At 65.9% G+C, this 20,197-nt stretch carries 21 protein-coding genes; 16 read left to right on the forward strand and 5 right to left on the reverse strand.

Annotated elements, in window-relative coordinates; all coding sequences use genetic code 11:
- The first annotated feature begins 20 nt into the window (after positions 1-20).
- From ACWEO2_RS14840 to ACWEO2_RS14860, 5 genes are all read left to right on the forward strand, one after another.
- Entirely contained in the window at positions 21-1,187 is a 1,167-nt protein-coding gene (locus ACWEO2_RS14840; RefSeq protein WP_452405783.1) for a pyridoxal phosphate-dependent aminotransferase, read from the forward strand.
- A gap of 143 nt (positions 1,188-1,330) precedes the next feature.
- Positions 1,331-1,969 carry a TetR/AcrR family transcriptional regulator gene (locus ACWEO2_RS14845; protein ID WP_452405784.1) on the forward strand — a complete coding sequence of 213 codons (639 nt, stop codon included), beginning with the start codon at positions 1,331-1,333 and terminating at the stop codon, positions 1,967-1,969.
- Positions 1,970-1,975: 6 nt separating this feature from the next.
- A complete protein-coding gene (gene purB, locus ACWEO2_RS14850; RefSeq protein ID WP_452405785.1) occupies positions 1,976-3,397 on the forward strand; it encodes an adenylosuccinate lyase in 1,422 nt (473 codons plus the stop codon).
- A 55-nt stretch (positions 3,398-3,452) separates the two neighbouring features.
- The gene (locus ACWEO2_RS14855) at positions 3,453-3,806 is read left to right on the forward strand and encodes a hypothetical protein (RefSeq protein ID WP_452405786.1); all 354 of its coding nucleotides are present in this window, start codon (positions 3,453-3,455) and stop codon (positions 3,804-3,806) included.
- A 4-nt stretch (positions 3,807-3,810) separates the two neighbouring features.
- Complete coding sequence (locus ACWEO2_RS14860) at positions 3,811-4,161, forward strand: HIT domain-containing protein (protein WP_452405787.1); 351 nt, start codon at positions 3,811-3,813, stop codon at positions 4,159-4,161.
- Between the two features lie 30 nt (positions 4,162-4,191).
- Here the strand turns inward: ACWEO2_RS14860 and ACWEO2_RS14865 are convergent, their stop codons facing one another.
- The gene (locus ACWEO2_RS14865) at positions 4,192-4,656 is read right to left on the reverse strand and encodes a Scr1 family TA system antitoxin-like transcriptional regulator (protein WP_452405788.1); all 465 of its coding nucleotides are present in this window, start codon (positions 4,654-4,656) and stop codon (positions 4,192-4,194) included.
- 21 nt (positions 4,657-4,677) lie between these two features.
- On the opposite strand from ACWEO2_RS14865, the gene ACWEO2_RS14870 reads away from it, so the two are divergent.
- Together ACWEO2_RS14870 and ACWEO2_RS14875 are read left to right on the forward strand one after the other, a co-directional pair.
- Positions 4,678-4,998 carry an HIT family protein gene (locus ACWEO2_RS14870; RefSeq protein ID WP_452405922.1) on the forward strand — a complete coding sequence of 107 codons (321 nt, stop codon included), beginning with the start codon at positions 4,678-4,680 and terminating at the stop codon, positions 4,996-4,998.
- Positions 4,999-5,155: 157 nt separating this feature from the next.
- A complete protein-coding gene (locus tag ACWEO2_RS14875; RefSeq protein WP_452405789.1) occupies positions 5,156-6,112 on the forward strand; it encodes an alpha/beta hydrolase in 957 nt (318 codons plus the stop codon).
- Between the two features lie 266 nt (positions 6,113-6,378).
- Here the strand turns inward: ACWEO2_RS14875 and ACWEO2_RS14880 are convergent, their stop codons facing one another.
- Entirely contained in the window at positions 6,379-7,422 is a 1,044-nt protein-coding gene (locus ACWEO2_RS14880; RefSeq protein WP_452405790.1) for a DUF2330 domain-containing protein, read from the reverse strand.
- A 160-nt stretch (positions 7,423-7,582) separates the two neighbouring features.
- Here ACWEO2_RS14880 and ACWEO2_RS14885 point away from each other — a divergent pair, with 160 nt between their 5' ends.
- The 3 genes from ACWEO2_RS14885 to ACWEO2_RS14895 all read left to right on the forward strand — a co-directional run bounded on the left by ACWEO2_RS14885 (position 7,583) and on the right by ACWEO2_RS14895 (position 10,968).
- Complete coding sequence (locus ACWEO2_RS14885; protein WP_452405791.1) at positions 7,583-7,792, forward strand: hypothetical protein; 210 nt, start codon at positions 7,583-7,585, stop codon at positions 7,790-7,792.
- A gap of 10 nt (positions 7,793-7,802) precedes the next feature.
- On the forward strand, positions 7,803-10,052 hold the full coding sequence (locus ACWEO2_RS14890) for a S9 family peptidase (RefSeq protein ID WP_452405792.1): 2,250 nt from the start codon (positions 7,803-7,805) through the stop codon (positions 10,050-10,052).
- 214 nt (positions 10,053-10,266) lie between these two features.
- Positions 10,267-10,968 (forward strand): DUF2334 domain-containing protein, encoded by a 702-nt coding sequence (locus ACWEO2_RS14895; protein WP_452405793.1) that lies wholly within the window; start codon positions 10,267-10,269, stop codon positions 10,966-10,968.
- A 144-nt stretch (positions 10,969-11,112) separates the two neighbouring features.
- Here the strand turns inward: ACWEO2_RS14895 and ACWEO2_RS14900 are convergent, their stop codons facing one another.
- Positions 11,113-12,531, reverse strand: a complete 1,419-nt coding sequence (locus tag ACWEO2_RS14900; protein WP_452405794.1) for a glutamate decarboxylase — start codon at positions 12,529-12,531, stop codon at positions 11,113-11,115.
- Between the two features lie 173 nt (positions 12,532-12,704).
- On the opposite strand from ACWEO2_RS14900, the gene ACWEO2_RS14905 reads away from it, so the two are divergent.
- Positions 12,705-13,169, forward strand: coding sequence for a glutaminase (locus tag ACWEO2_RS14905; RefSeq protein ID WP_452405923.1), 465 nt, complete (start codon positions 12,705-12,707; stop codon positions 13,167-13,169).
- Between the two features lie 59 nt (positions 13,170-13,228).
- A complete protein-coding gene (locus tag ACWEO2_RS14910; protein WP_452405795.1) occupies positions 13,229-14,596 on the forward strand; it encodes a M20/M25/M40 family metallo-hydrolase in 1,368 nt (455 codons plus the stop codon).
- A 97-nt stretch (positions 14,597-14,693) separates the two neighbouring features.
- Here the strand turns inward: ACWEO2_RS14910 and ACWEO2_RS14915 are convergent, their stop codons facing one another.
- Positions 14,694-15,338, reverse strand: a complete 645-nt coding sequence (locus ACWEO2_RS14915) for an MBL fold metallo-hydrolase (RefSeq protein WP_452405796.1) — start codon at positions 15,336-15,338, stop codon at positions 14,694-14,696.
- A 95-nt stretch (positions 15,339-15,433) separates the two neighbouring features.
- On the opposite strand from ACWEO2_RS14915, the gene purS reads away from it, so the two are divergent.
- Positions 15,434-15,673, forward strand: a complete 240-nt coding sequence (gene purS / locus ACWEO2_RS14920) for a phosphoribosylformylglycinamidine synthase subunit PurS (RefSeq protein WP_040686358.1) — start codon at positions 15,434-15,436, stop codon at positions 15,671-15,673.
- 97 nt (positions 15,674-15,770) lie between these two features.
- Positions 15,771-16,451, forward strand: a complete 681-nt coding sequence (purQ, locus tag ACWEO2_RS14925) for a phosphoribosylformylglycinamidine synthase subunit PurQ (protein WP_354960092.1) — start codon at positions 15,771-15,773, stop codon at positions 16,449-16,451.
- Between the two features lie 181 nt (positions 16,452-16,632).
- On the opposite strand, the gene ACWEO2_RS14930 is transcribed toward purQ, so the two are convergent.
- Positions 16,633-17,709: a substrate-binding domain-containing protein gene (locus tag ACWEO2_RS14930; protein WP_452405797.1), complete on the reverse strand. Its 1,077-nt coding sequence runs from the start codon at positions 17,707-17,709 to the stop codon at positions 16,633-16,635.
- Between the two features lie 49 nt (positions 17,710-17,758).
- Between ACWEO2_RS14930 and ACWEO2_RS14935 the strand changes: the two genes are divergently transcribed.
- On the forward strand, positions 17,759-18,184 hold the full coding sequence (locus tag ACWEO2_RS14935; protein WP_354960090.1) for a MarR family winged helix-turn-helix transcriptional regulator: 426 nt from the start codon (positions 17,759-17,761) through the stop codon (positions 18,182-18,184).
- 653 nt (positions 18,185-18,837) lie between these two features.
- Positions 18,838-20,136, forward strand: a complete 1,299-nt coding sequence (locus ACWEO2_RS14940) for a M18 family aminopeptidase (protein ID WP_452405798.1) — start codon at positions 18,838-18,840, stop codon at positions 20,134-20,136.
- Positions 20,137-20,197: the final 61 nt, after the last annotated feature.

The raw sequence follows: 20,197 nt of genomic DNA on the forward strand, positions 1-20,197 counted from the left end.
GACCGTCTACCGTACGTCGGGTGTCCAGAGAATCTCGCCGGTCGACCATTCCACCTTTTTACGTGATGGATGTCTGGAAGGCTGCCGCGGAACGGGCTAGGACCCACGGCGACGTGCTGGTGCTGGCGGCCGGGCAGCCGTCCACACCGGCGCCCGCCCCGGTGCTGCGTGCGACAAAGCTGGCGATCGAATCCGAACTGCTCGGTTACACAGAGACTTTCGGCATTCTGCCGCTGCGCGCGGCAATCGCCGAACACCACCGCGATACCTACGGATACAACGTCGACCCCGACGATGTGGTGGTGACGACCGGATCCTCCGGCGCGTTCACCCTGATCTTCCTGGCCGCATTCGATGCCGGGGATACCGTCGTGGTGGCCCGGCCGGGATATCCGGCCTACCGCAACACCCTGGCCGCGCTCGGCTGCCGCGTCATCGAACTCGATTGCGGTGCCGAAACCCGATTCCAGCCCACCGTGGCCATGCTCGAGGCGTTGCCGGAGCCGCCAGCCGGACTGATCGTGGCCAGCCCGGCCAATCCGACCGGCACCATGATCGACCCGGATGAACTCGCCGCGCTGGCCCGCTGGTGCGATGCGCACAACACCCTGCTGATCTCCGATGAGATCTATCACGGCATCACCTACCAGGGCGTCAGCGTGGGGCGGACCTCATCGGCCTGGGAGACCTCGCGCACGTCGGTGGTCATCGGATCGGTCTCGAAATATTTCTCGATGACCGGCTGGCGGTTGGGCTGGATGCTGGCGCCGAGCGGATTGCGGCCCGCACTGCAACGGCTCGCGTCCAATATGACCGTATGTCCGCCCGCGGTCTCGCAGTACGCTGCGCTGCACGCATTCGGCGCCGAGGCCAAGGAAGAACTCGACGGCCATGTCCGCCGCTATGCCGTCAATCGGCAACTGCTGCTCGATGGCCTGCCGAAACTCGGTATCACCGACCTGGCCCCGGCCGATGGCGCCTTCTACGCCTACGCCGATATCGGCCATCTCACCGACGATTCGCGCAAGTGGTGTGCCGAGGTACTCGACCACACCGGGGTCGCGCTGGCGCCCGGCGTCGACTTCGACACCGTGGCCGGACACCGAACCGTGCGCTTCTCCTTCGCTGGTGCCACCGCGGATATCGAGGCCGCACTCGTTCGGCTCGGTCACTATCTGCGTGGTTGATCGTGCTGTCCGCCAAAGAGTTTGCATAGTTGCTCACCTGGCGGGCGCAGATACGGTAGAACAACGATGCTGGGTTTTCACTCTCTGGTTTCCTCTCTCTGATTTCGCACGGATGAACTGATGATGACTGGCACGATGGCACGGTGATAACCGCGACGACCCCGAAAGGCGAACGGCGTCGCCAGGCTTTGGTAGCGGCCGCCGCAGAGTTGCTACTCGAAGGCGGATTCGATGCGGTGCGGCATCGCTCGGTCGCGACGCGCGCCGACCTTCCGCTGGCGTCGACGACGTACTATTTCGAATCGCTCGATGATCTGATAGCCAGGGCGGTCGAGTTCAGCGGCCATGCGGAACTGGACGCGATGCGCCGCCGGGTCGGCGAGGTGAGTCATCGCCGCCGCGGTGCCGAGGCGACCGTCGATCTGGTGCTCGACCTACTGGTGGGGCCGGATGGCCACGACGAGGGCGCGCGCGGACAGCTGATCGCGCGCTACGAGCGTTCGGTGGCCTCGGCGCGGCACCCGGAACTGCGGGAAGTCCAGCTACGACTAAGGGCGCAACTCGACGAATTGCTCGCCGATGTGCTGCGCCGCTCCGATCGGGCGGTGCGGTCGGAGCAGTTGCGCAGGATGGTCGCGGTGGTCGACGGGGCCGTGGTCGCGGCGCTGAGCGAAATGGACCCGGAGCCAAGGCGAATGGCGCGCGGTGCGTTGCTGGAGGTCATCGATATCGTCGCGCCCGCGACGCCGCAGCAGATCGATAGGTTCAGGTCACTAGACTGACCAGACGTGAGCCTTGTCCCTAACGTTCTTGCCACCCGGTATGCCAGCCCCGAGTTGGTGCATCTCTGGTCGCCCGAGCACAAGATCGTGCTCGAGCGGCGCCTGTGGCTGGAGGTGTTGCGGGCGCAGTCCGAACTCGGCATCGCGCTGCCCGCCGGCGTCATCGAGGACTACGAGCGGGTCATCGACCAGGTCGATCTCGCCTCGATCGCCGAGCGCGAGCGGGTCACCCGCCACGACGTGAAGGCGCGCATCGAGGAATTCAACGCACTCGCCGGACATGAGCATGTGCACAAGGGCATGACCAGCCGCGATCTCACCGAGAATGTGGAGCAACTGCAGATCCGGCTCTCGCTCGAACATGTGCACGCGCACGGTGTCGCGATCGTGGCCCGGTTGGCGCAGCGGGCCGCCGAATACCAGACGCTGGTGATGGCGGGTCGTTCGCACAATGTCGCCGCGCAGGCCACCACGCTCGGCAAGCGGTTCGCCTCCGCCGCCGACGAACTGCTGATCGCATTGACCCGGCTGCGCGAACTCATCGACCGCTACCCGCTGCGCGGCATCAAGGGCCCGATGGGCACCGCACAGGACATGCTGGACCTGCTCGGCGGCGATCCGGCCAAGTTGGCGACGCTAGAGCAGCAGGTCGCGCGGCATCTCGGTTTCGCCGATGTGCTGACCAGCGTCGGCCAGGTGTATCCGCGCTCGCTGGACCACGACGTCCTCTCGGCCCTCGTGCAGGTCGGCGCGGGTCCATCGTCGTTCGCGCACACCATCCGCCTGATGGCGGGCCATGAACTGGTGACCGAGGGCTTCCAGCCCGGCCAGGTCGGCAGCTCGGCCATGCCGCACAAGATGAACACCCGCTCCTGCGAGCGTGTCAACGGTCTGCAGGTGGTGCTGCGCGGTTACGCATCGATGGCCGCCGAATTGGCTGGCGCACAATGGAATGAGGGCGATGTCTTCTGTTCGGTCGTGCGCCGCGTCGCGCTCCCGGACGCCTTCTTCGCCATCGACGGCATGATGGAAACCTTCCTCACCGTGCTCGCCGAATTCGGTGCCTACCCCGCCGTCGTCTCCCGCGAACTCGACCGTTACCTGCCGTTCCTCGCCACCACCCGCATGCTGATGGCCGCGGTCCGCGCTGGCGTCGGCCGCGAAACCGCCCACGAGGTCATCAAGGAACATGCGGTGGCCGTCGCGCTCGCCATGCGCGAACAGGGCCGCGAACCGGATCTGCTGGACCGTCTCGCCGCCGACTCCCGCTTCCCCTTGGACCGCGCGGAATTGGCTGCCGCCCTGGCCGATAAGTCCGCCTTCGTCGGTGCCGCCGAAGCGCAGGTTTCCGACGTGGTGGCGGCGGTGCACAAGCTGGTCGATCAGTACCCCGAAGCCGCCCGCTACACGCCGTCCCCGATCCTGTAGCCCGAGAGAACGCTCAACTGCTCCGTTTGCCGAGTCGGGTTCACGCGGAATCCGGGTGTTGGCGTCCCAATCGAATGCGCTGATCGAGTACGACGGGCGGATCGTCGAATACGACGGGCGGATCGTCGAATACGACGGGCGGATCGTGAGCCGTCGAGTTCGACGGCTCACGACGAGCGCCTCGGCTCGGCGAATGCGACGGGCGGTCATCGGGATCGGCGTCGGGGCCATGCATTACGTGGTTGATCAGGCACACCTCGAGGGCCCGGAGTACTCGGCCAGTGCGGCGTCCCCCTGCGCCTTGTGGGGCCTGTCGGCGCTGCCACAACTGGGCACTGGAGCGGTCCTCGGCGCGGGGCCATGGCCTTCGGGCTGGCCGGGCGATCCTGGTAGAGGCTCTAGTGTGTAGCGCCGTGGATACTACGTTTCTGAGGATCGTCCGGCACGAGGCTCCTGCCGACATCGTCTACCAAGACGATCTGGTGACTGCCTTCCGGGACATCCGCCCGCAGGCACCGACGCATGTGCTGATCGTCCCGAACGAACTGATCCCGACGCTGAACGATGCCCGACCCGAGCACGAACCGGCGCTCGGCCGGATGCTGACCGTCGCAGCGAAGATAGCGGCCCAGGAAGGCATTGCCGAGAAGGGATACCGGCTGATCTCGAACTGTAACCGCCACGGCGGTCAGGAGGTCTACCACCTGCATCTACACCTTGTCGGCGGGCACGCCCTCGGCCCGATGCTCGAAAACCGTTGGTAGACGAACATCCTGGCCATCGTGTACGGGTAATCAAGCCGATGACCCCGGTTCATCATTCCGGGGGCTTGTGACGCCATCGGTCCAGCGCGGCCCGACCAGCGCACGGGCAGCTTTGCCGGTCACCGACTGCCCGGCCAGCGTTTCGAACGCTCGGGCGTACAACGCAATCTCTCGGGGCTGAGTGATCTTCAGCTCTGCGGTGATCGCTTCAACCAACACCATACGATCGTCGAACATTACGAAGTTCGTTGCAGGCGTGAGCCATTCGGCACCCGAGGGCACCACGCCGAACAGCATCCGCGGAAGCCCCATAACAGCTAGGAGCCGGTCTAGCTGACCAGTCATGACCTCGGCGGTCCCCACGGTCGTAGACAACGACTGTTCGGCGATCAGGATATGAAACCGATGATCACCGTGATACAGCACCTTTTGCTGCTCGAGCCGTTTCGATACGCCTTGGTCTACGTCGTTGGGTATCCGATAGAACTCGGTCACCCTGCGTAGTACCGCCTCGGCATACTCGGCAGTCTGGAGAATCCCAGGGATCAACTGGCGGCGCGCAGTCTTGCGGAATTGGATCCGGCGGTCGGGGGGAAGTTGTGCCAGGTCGGGCAGAAATTGGCGGGGGCGCTGCGGGCCAGCGAGGTGGGGTGTGATGGAGTCAACTTCTTCCTGGCCGACGGGGTGACCGCTGGTCAGGAGGTATTTCATGTGCACCTGCATGTCATTCCGCGGACGCCGGGTGACGGATTCGGGTTACGTGGGCGGCCGACCAGTCCGCGCCGTGCCGACCTGGATTATCTGGCGAACTCGATCCGCGGCGCGCTCGATCGCTGAGCCGTAGCGGAGACTGCTGTGACCGCCGGTGTCGGCGTGAAAGTTGTTACCTACCGGACAGTTTGCCGTGGAAACGCGGGGATTTCGAATATCTTCCCCAACGTCTCGGCGTGAGTTACGTTGATGGCCATTGTCATGCGGTGATGGAGGTGGGGACATGCGGCTAACCCGGATAGCCATTGCGGTGCTGGCCTTTGCGATTGCTTCAGTGGGCCCCATGGTCGTCGACCCCGCGACGGCATCGGCCGCACGGGTCGATCGGATCGATGAGCTGAGCCCCACGCGCTCGGCGATCTCCATCGAATCGCCATCGATGGGACGGATCATCCAGGTCCAGGTCCTGCACCCGGCGGCCGGCGGCGCACACCCGACCTTCTACCTGCTCGACGGTCTCGATCCGGGCATCAACCAGAGCACCTGGACCAATGCCACCGACGCCGAGGCATTCTTCGCGCGTAAGAATGTGAATGTCGTGCTGCCCGTCGGCGGCCAGGCCAGCTACTACACCGATTGGCAGCAGGATGATCCCAAATTCGGCCGCTACAAATGGGAGACGTTCCTGACCGAGGAACTGCCGCCGATCATCGATGCGCACTACGGCAATGGCATCAATGCCATCGGCGGACTCTCCATGGGCGGCAATGCGGCCTTCATCCTCGCCGTCCGCCATCCCGAAATGTACCGGGCGGTCGCGGGTTACAGCTCCTGCCCGGACACCAGCCTCGCCACGGGGGCGGTCATGTTCTCCATCGCCAACCGCGGCGGCAATCCGGTGAACATGTGGGGTGCTCCCGGCAGCCCCGCCTGGGCCGAACACGATGCCGCCGCGCTCGCGGATCGCCTGCGCGGCAAGACGATCTACCTCTCCACCGGCTCCGGTATCCCCGGCCCGCACGAGGCCGAGGTCAAACCCCAACTGGCCGAGAACATTGTCCTCGGCGGCCCCGTCGAGGTAGGCGTCAACACCTGTGTCATCGAATTCGAACAGCGCCTGCGCACCCTGAACATCCCCGCCCAAATCGACTACAGCCCCACCGGAACCCACTCCTGGTCCTACTGGCAGGACACCCTCCACACCTCCTGGCCCACCATCGCCCCCGCCATCGGCGCCTGACCCCTCCCTTCCGGTAAGCCATCCTGATAGCCCAGCTCGGGTGTTGGGTACCGGATGCTGCCTGGGAAGTCGTGGTGACGGCCCCCACTCGGGCACTGGCCACCGCAGCAGCCCGTCCCAGCGCACCAATGCTGCTCCGCACCGGAGACCGCCCCGCCCCGACAACAACCTCCCCCTCCCTCCTGGACGAGCGATCACCATGCGCTCATGCAGGTAAACGTCGAGAAGGCACCTGCACCAGCGCATTCTCGTCGATTTGGGAGGTTTTAGGTGCGGAGGATGCGGATGATGGCGAGTAGGACGGCTAGGGCGGCCAGGGATGCGGCGCCGAGGATGACTAGGCCTGCGGGGAGGGCGAAGAGTTCGACGGGTTCGGTTCGGTGGATGGTTTGGTAGATCTGTGCGTCGGTGGTGTCGGGCTCGAAGGTGAAGTCGGAGTGGATATCTGCGGGGTGGTCGATCGAAATTCGGAGTTCGGTCAGGTAGTTGTGGGCGTTCGTGGTCAGTTGGGTTAGTTCGGGATCTGTGGTGGTGACTCGGCCCGCGAAGTCGACGGATACCGTCTGGGTGGTGGCGTCTGGGTCGGTGCGTCGCAAACGGTGCTCGCCCAGTGCGTAAAGATGTACGTATTGGGCCTGTTTCGCGGCGCTCGACATGCGCATCGGGTAGACGAATCGGTCCGAATCGAAGGTCAGGCGTACCGGATCCAATGCGCCGTCCAGCGGTTTGGTGCTGGTGAGGCGCATCGCGACGAATGACCAGCCCTCGCGCAGATATGGATCGAGGGTGCCGATCACTTCGGGACGCATTTCGTAGCCGTTGTCGCTCAGCCACTTTCGAATGCCGTCCAGGCTGCCGCCGGACAGGGTGGTCGCCTCCAGCGGACCGAGCTGGATGCGGTCGAGGATGGTGGGGCCGCCGCCCGCGGCGCTCGTCGCCCCCTCGCCGGCGCTGCCTCGAGACGACCGCGAGAACCACCGACGCTCCGTGACGATTCTGGGCGCGGTGAGATTCCGCAGCTCGGTGAAGGTCGCCGCATCGCCGCCCGCGACGGTGGCCGGTTTCGGTGTCGGCACGATCAGCGCCGCCTGGTCGGTGCCCGATTCGAGGGCAAGTCGCATGAGCACCGTCTCGCGGCGCCCGTCCCAGCCCACCAGCGCCGTCTCCTCGCCCACCGAGGCCGGGCGACCGGGCGGATTGGCCACCCCGCCGCAGGCACATGCGGAAGCCGGTGCGAGCGCACCGATTCCGGCCGCAGCGAAAACCATCCCCGCCACGGACAGCAGACGAACTGCGATTGCGGCACGCATGGCCGCGAGCCTACTGGGATTCGCGGCCGGGCAACCGCATTCTCGAGAGCGCGCCGATTCTCGGGCGTACCCCGATTTCTCAGGCGTACCGCGCCACGCTCGCTTCCCAGCGGGGATAGTCGCTGAATCGGCGATCGACCTCGTCATCTGGATCCAGCAGATGTTCGCCACTGGCCAGGCCAGTGACACCATCGCCCAGCTGCTGCCGTGCACAAATGACACCGACGGCAGCCCGAATGTCACCGCCACCCCATTCCTCGTCGACAAACTCATGCACGAGCGCAAGCACAGGCCCTGGAGGGTGCACCGGGCCGGTGCGGTACTCGACGAGATCATCAGCTCGGCGGGCGGGGCGGCATCGGAACAGTAGGGTGGAGCGCATGGCTCTCGACAGTGGAACGATTACCAGCTCCGGCAATGGATCGGCGGTGGTGGCGGCCCCGATCGCCAAGACGGTGCCCACCGAGCGGGTGCATCACGGCGACGTCTTCATCGACGAGTACGAATGGCTCCGCGATAAGGACAGTACTGAGGTCATCGCCTACCTGGAGGCGGAGAACGCCTACACCGACGCGCAGACCAGGCATCTCGGCGGGCTGCGGGACAAGATCTTCGACGAGATCAAGGCGCGCACCCAGGAGACCGACCTGTCGGTGCCGACCCGGATGGGCGAGTTCTGGTACTACTCGCGCAGCTTCGAGGGGAAACAGTACGGCGTGCACTGCCGCTGTCCCATCGTTGCCCCGGCGGGAGCGACGGGCGCGGAGGAGGCAGCGAGCGTAACCACGGAGCGCCCCGCGAGCGCCGCGATAGATACAGCCGAAGGAATCGATGCCTGGACTCCGCCGCGGCTCGAGGTCGATTCCGAGATCCCCGGTGAGCAGGTGCTGCTCGACAGCAATGAACTCGCCGACGGCCACGACTTCTTCTCACTCGGCGCGTTCTCGATCAGCCACGATGGCAATTTGCTCGCATACTCCGTCGACACCAGCGGTGACGAGCGCTACCTGCTGCGATTCAAAGATCTGCGCACCGGTGAGGTGCTCGCCGACCAGATCGCCGGTACCGCGCCCGGCGCGACCTGGTCGCTGGACGGTACGCACGTCTTCTACCAGACCGTCGACGAATCCTGGCGGCCCGATACCGTCTGGCGGCACCGGCTCGGCACGCCGGAGGCCGATGACGTCAAGGTCTTCCACGAGCCCGACGAGCGCTACTGGGTGAGCATCGGCGCGACCCGCTCGGAGAAGTACCTGATGATCTGGGTCGGCTCCAAGATCACCACCGAGGGTCTGGTGCTCGAATCCGATAATCCGGAGGGGGAATTCCGGGTCATTCTGCCGCGACGCGAGGGTGTCGAATACTCCGCCGAACATGCGGTGGTCGGCGGCGAGGACCGCTTCCTGATCCTGCACAACGATGTCGTGGACGGGGTGAAGGCGGAGAACTTCGTGCTCGCCGAGGCCCCGGTAGCGGATCCGTCGAATATGACGCTGCTGATCGGACATCGCGACGATGTGCGGCTCGAGGATATCGACCCGTTCGCCAGCCATCTGGTGCTGAGCTACCGGCGCGAAGCCCTGCCCCGGGTCGCCATTTGGCCGCTGACCGAATCCGGCTATGGCGAGCGGCGCGAACTCGAATTCGATCTGGAACTGTTCGCGGTCGGACCTGGCGCCAACCCGGAGTGGGAGCAGCCGACGCTGCGCATCGGGATCACCTCGTTCATCACGCCCATGCGGGTCTTCGACTATGTGCCAGCGACCGGTGAGCTGCTGCTGCGCAAGGAGCAGCCGGTGCTCGGCGGCTTCGACGCCAACGACTATGAGCAGCACCGGGATTGGGCGGTCGCCGCGGACGGCACCCGGATCCCGATCTCGCTGGTGCGCAGGAAGAACCTCCCCGAGGGGCCGAAACCGCTACTGCTGTACGGATATGGCTCCTACGAAGCCAGTATGGATCCGTCCTTCTCGGTGTCGCGGCTGTCGCTGCTCGATCGCGGCATGGTCTTCGCGGTCGCGCATGTGCGCGGTGGCGGGGAGATGGGACGGCTCTGGTACGAGCACGGCAAGACACTCACCAAAAAGAACACCTTCACCGATTTCGTCTCCTGCGCAAGGCATCTCATCGATACCGGCGCCGCCTCGCCGGACCGGCTGGTCGCCGACGGCGGCAGTGCGGGCGGTCTGCTGATGGGCGCGGTGGCGAATCTGGCGCCCGAACTGTTCAAGGGCATTGTGGCCAATGTGCCCTTCGTCGACCCGCTCACCTCGATCCTGGACCCATCGCTGCCGCTGACCGTCATCGAATGGGACGAGTGGGGTAACCCGTTGGCGGACAAGGACGTCTACGACTACATGAAGTCCTACGCCCCCTACGAGAACATCGAGGCCAAGGACTATCCGGCGATTCTGGCCATTACCAGCATCAACGACACCCGCGTCCTCTATGTCGAACCCGCCAAATGGGTCGCCAAACTGCGCGCGACCAAGACCGGCGACGCACCGCTGCTGCTCAAGACCGAAATGAGTGCGGGCCACGGCGGCGTCAGCGGCCGCTATGAGAAGTGGAAGGAAGTCGCGTTCGAATACGCCTGGGTCCTGGACGCCCTCGGCCTCGCGGAGGCGTAGCGGCCGGGGAGCGCGGTCGGTAGGCCCGGCCGGGGGCGATTCGGCCCCTACAGCTGGTGACCGCCCCAAGGGACGCCGGGTCTCGAGTAGTTCGAGGCCGACAAGGGAGAGCGCCGGTGTGGCGGGGGTCACGCGACGCTGGTGTGGCGGAGTGTTCGTCGGCGGGTCATCCGCCCTGCACGCCGAGTACACCTGTGGCTGGCACCGTGGGGTCATGAACGCTGAGCTGATCGTGTCGATCTCCGGGATCCGGGACACCACGCGGGACGCGGCAATCGAATTCGCGGCCGAGATGGACCGCCGCGATGTGCGCCTCTCGCTGCTGGTGGCGCCCCGGCTCAAGGGCGGGTACCGGTTGGTCGAGGATGCGGCGACGCAGTCCTGGCTGCGCGGGCGCCGGGCCCGCGGTGATGCGATCGTGCTGCACGGCTATGACCAGGCGGCCACCAAACGCCGCAGAGCCGAATTCGCCGCGCTGCCGCGGCACGAGGCGTGGCTGCGGCTCACCGCCGCGGATCGGGTGCTGGAACAGGTGGAACTGCGCACCCGGCTCTTCGCCGCCCCGCGCTGGGACGCCTCCGCCGGCGCGATCGAGGCGCTGCCGGAGGTCGGTTTCCGGCTCGCGCTCGGTCTGACCTCGATCCTGGATCTCGAACGGAATGTGGCGCAGAAGGCGCGCGTCTACGGCATCGGCGAGGGCTTCCGCGCCGAGCCGTGGTGGTGTCGCGCACTGGTACTGGGCGCGGCCCGGACCGCGCGCCGCGGTGGTGTGCTGCGGCTGGCCGTTTCCGCCGCGCAACTGGGCCGCTCCGGTCCGCGTCAGGCCGTGCTCGATGCCGTGGATCTCGCGCTGTTCCACGGCGCGACCAGCGAGGTGTACCGCTGGGAGCCGTTCACCGCCGCCAGGGCGGCTTGATCGGCACAAGCCGTGTGGGGGGTGTGGTTGGCACCGCCGCACGACGGGCGCCGCCGCCCGTAATGGCGTGACCGGGCGGCGGCGCGCGGCCCGGTGCGGGGCCACGCGTACCGGGTCAGCGGCTTCGCGGTTCGGTCGTGGTGGTCACGACTTCGGCTCTGCCGCAGCGTCTTCGGTGGGATTTACGGTCGGTACGGCCGGGGTGGCGTTGTGGGTGAAACCGCCTGCTTCGGCGCGGGTGAGCGAGGTCGTCAGCGGATGCTTCGCCAATTGTTCGAGGCAGCGCACAATATCCGCGAGCAGCAGATCCGCCATGTCGTGGCTGAATCCGTGCCGGATCACCGCACGCATGACGGTCTCGTCCTGGCGGTTGGGGGACAGTGGGTACGCGGCGATCAGCCAGCCGCGGGTGCGGAGCCGATCGGAGAGGTCGTAGAGGTTGCAACCGGGTTCCCCGCGCAGCCGCCACGACACCGCGGTGATGCCATGATGCGGATTGCCGCCATGGATTATCTCGAACTGCCCCAGCCGCGTCAGGCCGTCGGCCAGGTACTGGGCGACGTGGTAGATCGCCGACTGCAGCCGGGTGTAGCCGGTGCGGCCGAGGCGGATGAAGTGGTAGTACTGCGCGACCACCTGTCCGCCGGGACGGGAGAAGTTGAGATTGAAGGTGGGCATGCTGCCGCCGAGGTAGTCCACATCGAAGATCAGTTCCGCAGGCAGATCGGCGGCCTCGCGCCAGATCGCCCAGCCGGTGCCGAGTGGGGCCAGGCCGGTCTTGTGGCCGGAGGCATTGATCGACTTGACCCGCGGCAGGCGGAAATCCCAGATCAGATCGGGTGCGGTGAACGGTGCGAGGAAGCCGCCGCTGGCGGCGTCGACATGGATCGGAATGTCCAGGCCGCTGACCGCCTGTAGCTGGTCGAGGGCCTTGCTGATCCCCGCGACATCTTCGAACAGTCCGGTGAAGGTCTGGCCGAAGGTCGGCACCACCATGATGGTCCGGTCGTCACAGTGCGCGGCCACATCGTCGGGATGCATGGTGAGCCGATCGCCGCGCAGCGGGATCTGGCGGATCTCCACATCGAAGTAGCGCGCGAATTTCTCCCAGCACACCTGTACCGGACCGCAGACGAAATTCGGCGTGCCGGTGCCGCCGCGCTTGCGCCAGCGGAACTTCGCGGCCAGGCCGCCGAGCATCGCGGCCTCACTCGATCCGGTGGTGGAGGTGCCGAGCGTGGTCGACGGATCGGGACAGTGCCACAGATCGGCCACCATCCGCACGCAGCGCCGCTCCAACTCCGCCGTCTGCGGGTACTCGTCCTTGTCGACGATGTTCTTGTCGATGGATTCGGCCATCAGCATCAGTGCCTTGGGTTCGATCCAGGTGGTGCAGAAGGTCGCCAGGTTCATCCGGGAGACGCCGTCGAGCATCAGTTCGTCGTGCACGATCTCATAGGCGACGTCGGGAAGTAGCTCGGGACCCGGGAATCTGCTTTTGGGTGCGGTCCGGTCCAATGCAGGCATCGCGAATAGGTCGTCGGATTCCGGTTTAGCCGCCATCTTGCCTCCAGCGCACTCGCAGCAATTACCATCAAACGACTGATACCAGTTCCGTGGCGCTCGAAACTGGCTGTGTCACTTATGCATTCATCGAGACCATATTCAAGCTAGTTATTTGAACCTCGGCATTTGAACTATCAGCATGTCACAGAGCAAGTGATGTCCGCTGCGAAATCCCACATCGGCGCCGGGGACGCCGAGACGCCCTTCGTCATCCGGAGAAATCCAACGTTTTTGCTCGTGCTCGGGCGCGGGGACTCCGAGATGTGGAGCCAGCTTCGGGCAATCTGCGCAATCCACCGGAGTTGACGCTGAACCATTACTCGAGGCAGTGCTCGATTGATAGCTCCGGTGAGCAACTGGCGCAGGTGGGTCCGCCCGCCATGCGGCACGTCTGGGCGCGCACGGTCCTCGATTTGCTGGCAATTCCCGGGCACACCATCGCGTTGACGACCACGTGCGGCACCTATGACGCGGCGCGGGAATGCGCGTATCGGATCGGGTCGGCGTGTAAGAGTGGTGTCGGCGGTGGCATTTCGGCCGTCGTCCCGGATCGGTGCGGGGTTGCCCGGGGCCTGGCTGGCCGCGGCGGGCAATTCGGTTCGGGTGCGGTTGCATGGAGAACTCCGCACGCATGAGCGGATTCTCGGTGTTCTGAATGGTTTCGAACGACGATACGACCAAGTGAGGCGCTGGCATGACTTCCGACGATCCCCGTACCGCCGCCCTGCGCGCGCGGGTGGCCGCCCTGATGCCGCAGGCGAAAATCGATCTCACCCAACTGGTTTCGTTCAAATCGGTGGCCGATTCGCGGCAGTTTCCTGCCGAGGAATGCGACCGGACCGCGCAGTGGGTGGCCGATGTGTTCGCCGCGGCCGGACTGACAAAGGTGGGTCTGCACGAAACACCCGACGGCAGTAAGGCGGTCATTGCCTCGCGTCCCGCGCCCGAAGGCGCGCCGACGGTATTGCTGTACTGCCACTACGACGTTCAGCCGCCATTGGATGACGGTGCCTGGCGCACCCCGCCGTGGGAGCTGACCGAGAAGGACGGTCGCTGGTACGGACGTGGCAGCGCGGACTGCAAGGGCAATATCGTGATGCACCTGACCGCGCTGCGGGCGCTCGGTGCGGATCTGCCGCTGGGGGTGACGCTGGTCGCCGAGGGCTCCGAGGAACAGGGCACCGGCGGACTGGAACGATTCGTCGAGGCCAATCCGGAGCTACTGCGCGCCGATGCGATCCTGGTCTGCGACAGCGGGAATTTCGCCGTCGGGGTGCCGACCTTCACCGAGACATTGCGCGGCAGCGTCAATGTCATCGTCACTGTCGAAACCCTCGCAGGGGCGATGCATTCGGGCATGTTCGGCGGTCCCGCTCCGGATGCGCTCACCGCCCTCGTCCACCTGCTCGCATCGCTGCACGACGAGCACGGCAACACTACGGTTGCCGGTCTGCCCAATGATCAGCGCTGGCCGGGCGTGCAGTACCCGGAGACCCAATTCCGTACCGACGCTGGCGTACTCGGCGGCGTCGAACTCACCGGTGACGGCACCGTCGCCGATATGCTCTGGGCGCGTCCGGCTTTGACGGTGCTCGGCATCGATGCGCCGAACGTGGTCGGCTCATCGGCGGCCGTCCAGCCCGCCGCACGCGCCCGCCTCAACCTGCGCATTCCCCCGGGCACCGATCCGAACCAGGCATTGAAACTGCTGACCGCACATCTGCACGCACACACCCCGTGGCGGGCTGAGCTCACCGTGGAGACCGAATCGATCGGCGCACCGTTCCGATCCGCGAGCGGCGGCCCCGCGCGCACCGCGATGGACGCCGCCCTGAGCGTGTCCTACGGCAGGGCAACAACCACCCAGGGCCAGGGCGGCTCGATCCCCCTGTGCAACGTCTTCGCCGATACCTACCCCAATGCGGAGATCATGCTCCTCGGCGTCGAAGAACCGAAATGCCTCATCCACGCCCCCAACGAAAGCGTCGATCCCACCGAAATCGAACACATCGCCCTAGCCGAAGCCCTCTTCCTCACAACCTACGCCGAACAACACCCCTAACCCCCCGGGCTGGTCACTCGATCCATGCACTCATGCGGGCACCTTCAACGACGTTTACCCGCATGAGCGCATGGTCATCAGATGTCCAGCTCTGGGGCTAGAGGTCCTTTTGGGTTTCGGGAGGGATGACGGTGAATTCTGTTTCGGTGGGGCGCATTTCGGATAGGCGGGTGAAGTAGATGGGTTGGGCGTCGGGGTGGATGATGCCGAAGTGGATGGGGAAGGCGGTGCGGGGGCTGACGGCGCGTAGGTAGTCGACGGCTTCGCTGATGCGCATCCATGGGGCGGAGGCGGGGATGGCGAGGACGCCGACCGGGACGGGGGGTACCCACAGGGAGTCGCCGGGGTGGACGAGTTGTGCGGGATCGTCCGGGGTGCCGAGTTGGAAGACGGTGTTATCGATGACCGGGATTTCCGGGTGGATCACGGCATGTCTGCCACCGCCTCCGGTGATCTGGAGGTCGCCGAGGGTGATCACGTTGCCCGCGTGTACCGGTTCCCATGGTTCTTCGCGCAGTTGTGCGGTCTGTGGATCGCTGAACAGGCGCGCGTTCGGATTGTTGTCGAGTAGCGCCTGGATCCGGTTCGGATCGATATGGTCGGGGTGCTGATGGGTCACCGCGATGGCGTCCAGGCCGGTAATGCCCTCGAAGCCGTGCGAGAAGGTACCCGGATCGAACAGCACCTTCTTGCCGTGCAACTCGACGAGGACGCAGGAGTGGCCGAAGTGGGCTATGCGCATGGGGCCATGCTATTTGACGCGACCCCGGCCGTAGCTCGGACAACCTGGACAACTACGCTGCTCAGATAACCCCAACACCACCTGAGGAGCAACGCGTGGCACGAGTCGTGGTCGAGGTGATGCCGAAGGCCGAGATCCTGGATCCGCAGGGGCAGGCCATCGCCGGTGCACTCCCGCGCCTGGGATTCGCCGGAGTGTCGGATGTGCGGCAGGGCAAGCGATTCGAACTCGATGTCGACGACAGTGTCAGCGACGCGGAGCTCGAACAGATCGCTGAGGCGCTGCTCGCCAACACCGTGATCGAGGACTGGAAGGTCGTGCGGGTCTCGGCATGAGCGAGCGTAGCGAGCGAACAATAGACACAGCCGTGCGAATCACAAACAAAGCCGCCCTTGCGGGCATGACGGAACCGAGCGTCAGCGAGGCGCAGTCATGACCGCTCGCATCGGGGTCATTACGTTTCCTGGCACGCTCGACGATGTCGACGCCGCCAGGGCGGTCAAACTGGCGGGCGCGGAGGCGGTCAGCCTGTGGCATGCCGATGCCGACCTGAAGCAGGTCGACGCGGTGGTCGTGCCCGGCGGCTTCTCCTATGGCGACTACCTGCGCGCCGGTGCCATCGCCCGGTTCGCGCCGGTGATGGGCGAGGTCGTCAAGGCCGCGGGCAAGGGTCTGCCGGTGCTCGGCATCTGCAATGGATTCCAGGTGCTGTGCGAAGCCGGTCTGCTGCCCGGCGCACTGACTCGCAATGAGGGCCTGCACTTCGTCTGTCGCGATGAATGGCTGCGCGTCGAATCCGCGAATACGGCGTGGACCTCGCGTTTCGAGCCCGGCGCCCAGATCCTCATCCCGATCAAGAACGCCGAGGGGCGCTACCAGGCCTCCGACCAGGTGCTCGACGAACTCGAGGGCGAGGGGCGGGTGGTATTCCGCTACGCCGGTGACAATCCGAACGGCTCGCAGCGCGATATCGCGGGCATCGCCTCGGCCGACGGCCGGATCGTCGGGTTGATGCCGCATCCGGAACACGCCACCGAAGCGCTGACCGGTCCGAGCGATGACGGCCTCGGTCTGTTCCTTTCGGTGCTCGATACCCTGGTCGCCGCCTCTTAGATCCGACGCGAGCCGTCGGACGGTGCGGCGTGTTCGCCGCCCCGAACGGCCCCATCGGGTAGCGATTTGATGTGAGTGACGGTCGGGCAGCTGGTGGCTGCGCGGCCGAGACTCGCACCCGCGCTCCGGCCGGTCGGCCGCGAACGATCGCTCGAAATACTGCTCTGCGGTGGTTACCGCGTCAGGTGATCCGGGCGATGATGTCGAAATCGACGCCGTCGGCCACCGCGATATAGCCGTGCTGTTGGGCCTGGTTCCCGAGGAATCTCCTAGTGCCACCGGGTGTTTCGAGCAGTACGCCCGCATCGAGCGCCGCGTGCACCGCTGGCACATGTAGTGATCCGACCGTCTCGGCGATGGCGCGCAGCGTGTGGATCGCCTCGTAGCTCATATTGCTGAAGCTGGTCAGCGCGGGCGCGAAGGCGCCGTGTAGTCGGCGGTAGCGGGCCAGCCGGTCGCGTCCGTCGCTGGTGCGTGGGTCGACGAAGAAGCTCGATGCCACATAGAAGTTGTGATTGGCGTCGGGGCCGCCCGCCAGCAGCACGTTCTCGTCGGCGGCCGGGCTGATGCGCAGCAGCGTGTCGGCGCGCCCGGTCGCGGCGAACTGCCTATTGAAGCGGGAGACGTCCGCGCCGACCATCAGGATGATGACGGCATCGGCTTCGTCCAGCGCGGGATGGCGCAGGAAGTCGCCGAAATCCGGTGCGCCGAGCGGCACGAACCGCTCCAGCACGATGGCACTCGGATCGGGCAGACTGCGGCGCACCGCCTTTGCCGATTCGCGCGGCCAGATGTAGTCGTTGCCGATGATCGCCCAGCGCCGCACGCCGTATTCGCGCGCGAGCCAGTGCACCGCGGGCAGGGTCTGGCCCGCCGGATGCTCTCCGAGCATCAGCACCCCGGGGCGCTCATTGGTGAGGCCCTCATGTCCGGTCGCGAACAGATACGGCACCCGGCTGGCATTGGCGCGTGCCACCGCCAGCCGCACCGCGGAGGTATGCCAGCCGGTGATCGCATGCACCATTCCGGTGGCGAGCAGCGCCGAAACCTCGTCGGCGACTTCGCGCGGATTCCGGCCGCCATCGATATTCATAGTACGAATTTCGCGGCCGAGAAATCCTGCGCCAGTATTGATCTCATCGACGGCCAGGGAAATCGCGGCATCGCATGACGCGGCGACGATACCGCCCGGTCCCTGCATCGGAACTATGTTCAGTATCTCGATCGTGCCGTCTGGGCCCTCGCCGAACGCTGACATTCGGTACTCTTCTTCTGGTTCGAGCGAAATTCATGGCAGGCAGGAAATAATGACGACCATTGTAAGCGGATATTCCACGCTGCATGGTGCGCTGCGTGCCGCGGAACGGCGTTGGCTGGACCACCTCGACGCCGCCCTGTGTGCCAGGCAACTCACGGCCGATCAGTGGTCGATGCTGTCGAATCTGTCCACCGAGTTCGGTGTCACCATGAGTGAGCTCGCGGCCAGGTCACAGCTACCGCCGTCGTCGGCGACCAGACATGCCGACGCCCTCGCCGAACGCGGTCTGATCTTCCGGGTCGCCGCCGAGGACGACCGCCGCCGCATCCTGATCGGCCTGAGTCGGCTCGGTTCGGATCTGGTCGATTCGGTGCGGGCCGAAGAGATGCGCGCCGAGCAGCAGTTGCGCTCGCGTATCGGTGCGCGCCGTTATGCCGAGCTGATGCGTTTACTAGAACTCGTTTCCGCCGAGTAGTTCTCGGAGTAAGGTCAGCCTTAATCGTCGGATGAATAATCCGGTGAAACGTTCCGAGCGCTCGGTTCCGTATGTATGGACGAGCGGAATGTCGTTCCTTCGGTCGGGTTCCGGAATTAGTCCGATGCGATCGGCGACCTCGCACTCGGCCACCGGATGTGGGCCGCATTGTGCTGCCCTGATATTCGACCATGGGAGTGGTACTCCACTGCGACAGTGATTCCTCGTGTGACAGTTAGGGTCTTCGCCGGGGCATGCGGCAGCAGTGAGGTTGGGGCCGTGTTGTCGGGGGACGATTGGAACGAGGAGCATCCACCGCATCACACGCCGTGCGGATCGAAGATCGCGCGGCTCTATCGCGCTCGCGGCTGACACGCAACCGTACGATCCGGGCAAGGTCGCCTATGTCCGCAACGGCCCCAAGGGAATTCAGCCCTTGCCGATCGTCGGCGCGGACGAATGGTGTGGCGCGATTGCGTGATGACGGGCGCGGAACTCGTTGTGCGGCTGCAGAATCCGCGCGGTCGAGCGGCGGCGCAGCACGGCGAGCGATTATCCCGGATCCGCTCGAGGCGCAGGAGCGGATCCGGGATGATCGGGAATCGAGTCGATCGGTTCCGGGTTCGCCGCGGCGTCTGCTTAGGATCGCAGGCATGCCCGTTTCCGCTACCGCTGCCACGGCCGCCGGTCTGTGTGCCTTCATCGATGACTCGCCCTCGCCCTTCCATGTCTGTCGGACGGTCGCGCGGGAGCTGGAGGCGCATGGCTTCACCCCGCTCGCGGAATCGGAGCCGTGGCCAACGGACGGGCCGAGCCGACACTACGTCGTGCGCGGCGGTTCGCTGGTCGCCTGGGCGACGGCCGATGCGTCCGGGGTGACGCCGTTCCGGGTGGTCGGCGCGCATACCGATAGCCCGAATCTGCGGGTGAAGCAGCATCCGGATCTGGCATCGGTCGGTTGGCAGCTGGTCGGGTTGGAACCCTATGGCGGCGCCTGGCTGAACTCATGGCTGGACCGCGAGCTCGGCATCTCGGGGCGGCTCAGCGTGCGCGATGGAAATGCGGTGCGCGACAGCCTGGTTCGCATCGATGAACCGATCCTGCGGGTGCCGCAGCTCGCGATCCACCTCGCCGAGGATCGTCGCGGCATCACCCTGGATCCGCAGCGCCACGTCAACGCGATCTGGGGTATCGGCGCGCAGCCGCGCTCGTTCCTGGAATTCGTCGCCGAACGCGCGCAGGTCGATCCCGCCGACGTGCTCGGCTGGGAGCTGATGACCCATGACCTGGCGCCGAGCCGTCTGGTCGGACGTGACGGCGATCTGGTGAGCGCACCGCGCCTGGACAATCAGGGCACCTGCTACGCGGGACTGCACGCCTTTCTCGCGGCGATCGCGGAACCCGGCGCGGCCATTCCGGTGCTGGCGATGTTCGACCATGAGGAGGTCGGCAGCCAGTCCGATCGGGGCGCGCAGTCCGATCTGCTGCCGACGGTGCTGGAGCGCATTGTGCTCTCGCGTGGCGGCGGTCGCGCCGAATACCTGGCCGCCCTGGCCGGATCCGTCTGTGCCTCCGGCGATATGGCGCATGCCACGCACCCCAACTACCCGGACCGGCACGAGCCCGCGCACCGCATCGAGGTCAATGGTGGTCCGGTGCTCAAGGTCAACCAGAACCTGCGCTACGCCACCGACGCGACCGGCGCTGGCGCATTCGCATTGGCCTGCGCACAGGCGAATGTGCCCCTGCAGCGCTACGTGCACCGCGCCGATCTGCCGTGCGGTTCGACGATCGGTCCGATGACCGCGGCCCGCACCGGCATGCCGACCGTCGATGTCGGCGCACCCCAGCTGGCAATGCATTCGGCGCGGGAACTGATGGGCGCAGCGGATGTTGCGGCCTATGCCGCCGCGCTGGCCGCCTTCCTGACCCCCGCGCCGGTCGGCCGGTAGTTCATTCGGCCTACCAGCTGCCGGAAGTCGTTCGGTGCAAGCACGGGCGAAACCGACAACG

The sequence above is a fragment of the Nocardia sp. NPDC004278 genome, assembly GCF_053602975.1.